Genomic DNA, 2,265 nt, shown 5'->3' with positions numbered 1-2,265 from the left:
TGGTGCGCGTCAAGGCCAACCTGTTCACCCCGTCCAAGAAGCCGGTCGCGCGCGAAAGCACCCGGGACGGCCGTCCCCGCCGCGTCTACGACGCACCACGCACCCCGTGGGAGCGGCTCAAGGAGTTCGACGAGGCGGACAGGGCCGCCGGCGGCCCCGGCTTCATACCCGACGACAAGCGAGAGGAGATCGAACACACGCTCGCGACCGTGAACCCGGCCGAGCTCGTCCGCCGCATCCACGACATCCAGGACCGGCTCGAAGCACTGGCGGCACCGCGCACCGCGCGGCTGGCCAGACGCATGGGCCCGGACATGGCATACTTGAACAAGACGCTCGCCCGGATCGCGGGCGTCGAACCGGAAGACGACGAAACCCCACAAGCCGACGCGGACTAGGATTTCACGCTCACCACAGGTGAGGCACCACTCCGGATTACGCGCTCATTTTCAAATGAGGCACCTCGTGGATTGAAGTGCCCGGGCGATTTGCTGGGCGGCTCGCAGCCTCGAACTTCGATACAGTGGTCTGCATGCATATGCCGACAAAACGAGAAATCAAATATGAGTGGGAACGTGGTGGCCCGGTAATCACATGGGCGTTGATTGCCGTGTGCACCGTGGTGTGGCTGATCGAGGTGCTGTTGGGCTTTATTTCGCCCCTACTGCAGTCAGTGCTGATGTACCAGGGCATGATGTCTCCGATGACGCTGGTTGACCGCCCGTGGACGGCCATAACCTCAATGTTCTTGCATGCGCCGAATACCATCATGCATGTTTTGTTCAACATGATTGGTCTGTATTCGGTGGGCGTGGTGCTGGAACGCATGATGGGCCACTGGAGATTCCTCGGACTCTATATGATTTCCGGTCTTGGCGGCGCGCTGGGCCTTATGGTGTGGGGTGCGTTCGCTCCGGGCGGCAACGGCTGGCAAATGGCTGTGTATGGCGCTTCTGGTGCTATTTTTGGCCTGTTCGCCGCAATCTTGGTGGTGTACCGCCGTGTTGGTGCGGATATTCGTTCAATGATGGTGTGGATGGCCATCAATTTTGCGCTGCCGTTTATTGTGGGTGGCGTGGCATGGCAGGCGCATGTCGGTGGATTCCTTATCGGCGGGTTGCTGACATGGTTGTTGACCAGTGGATTGCCATTCTGGCGGCACAAGAGCCTCGCCTGGCGTATGCAGGTGTACGGCTGGTCCGTCACCGTGCTCGTGGTAGCGGCAATTCTCCTGTGCAATATCGCCAATCCTTACGCCTAGCAATGATGAGCTTTCCAAGGGGAGGCTCATTTTTTCGAGAGAATCCTTAACTTCGTGAAAACACGCCACTGAGCCATACACAGTGGCGTGTTTTTTGAAATGAGACCATATTTCGTGAAAATAAGCCACTCTGATAGTTATCCACAGCTTTTCCACCTCGGTGACGAGATATGGGGGCCATTTTGGAATGGGAACACCAGATATAGGGGCGTGTGCAACTGAGCTGACAAAACGAGTGGATAGTTGTGCACAATTGTGGAAAAGACGGTGGATAACTGCAGTGGAATGTGGATAACTTTGGGTGACTGGTTCACGGCGGTGAATAAGTCATCGTCGCCGCAGTGTGGATAACTCGGTGAAATGCACAGGTTTGATAGTGCACAACCGCAACACAATCACAGTAATGAACACTTATCCACTACTTATGCACCGCTGAATACCCCTTATCCACGGGTTATCCACTAGTTATCCACAAAGTTTTCCACATTCTGTGGAAAACTACAGCGTTGTAATTCATCCACATTGTGTGGATAAGAGTGTGGATAACTCGTGGATAAGTGGTGGATAGCTGGGGATAAATAGGTACGACCTGCGGCGTTGTGGCACGGCGTCGCCATATATCGCCACAGCACATCAACAAAAAGGCCGGCTTCCCATTTTTCGGGAAGCCGGCCTTACTGATATCTATGCGAGGAAAAGCGAACTCAGCGCCAACCCATAGTCATCAGGAATCCAATCATGATCAGCGCGAAACCAATCGCCAGATTCCAGGCACCGATGTTAGGAATCGGCCAAGCGCCGGAGGGGGAGAGGTAGTACACCACGCACCAGATCAGACCAATGATCATGAATGCGCAGAATACCGGCACAAACCAACGCGGGTTGGACTTGGTGCCCTTAATGGTCTCCTCAACGCGCTTGGTGTTCTCGGCCTGGCGGCTCATCATGCGCTGCATCTGCGGGGTCAGCGTGGCCTTATCGGCGGTAGCGTTCAACACAGCCTG

General features: G+C 55.7%; 2 protein-coding genes and 1 pseudogene. 2 read left to right on the top strand and 1 reads right to left on the bottom strand.

What is annotated here, in order from left to right:
- Together Tam1G_RS11345 and Tam1G_RS11340 are read left to right on the top strand one after the other, a co-directional pair.
- Positions 1 to 398 (top strand): annotated as a pseudogene (locus tag Tam1G_RS11345) (integrase catalytic domain-containing protein); the annotation flags it as partial.
- 134 nt (positions 399 to 532) lie between these two features.
- The gene (locus tag Tam1G_RS11340) at positions 533 to 1,261 is read left to right on the top strand and encodes a rhomboid family intramembrane serine protease (protein WP_101626605.1); all 729 of its coding nucleotides are present in this window, start codon (positions 533 to 535) and stop codon (positions 1,259 to 1,261) included.
- 704 nt (positions 1,262 to 1,965) lie between these two features.
- Here Tam1G_RS11340 and crgA read toward each other — a convergent pair.
- On the bottom strand, positions 1,966 to 2,265 hold a 300-nt coding region (gene crgA, locus Tam1G_RS11335; protein WP_133125016.1), incomplete at its 5' end, for a cell division protein CrgA.

It is taken from the genome of Bifidobacterium imperatoris (assembly GCF_002860405.1).
GTDB lineage: Bacteria > Actinomycetota > Actinomycetes > Actinomycetales > Bifidobacteriaceae > Bifidobacterium > Bifidobacterium imperatoris.
This window is presented reverse-complemented; position numbering and strand designations above follow the sequence as displayed.

Excerpts from the sequence above, each read along its gene's own strand:
- Tam1G_RS11340 (WP_101626605.1), top strand. The coding sequence starts at position 533 with ATGCATATGCCGACAAAACGAGAAATCAAATATGAGTGGGAACGTGGT.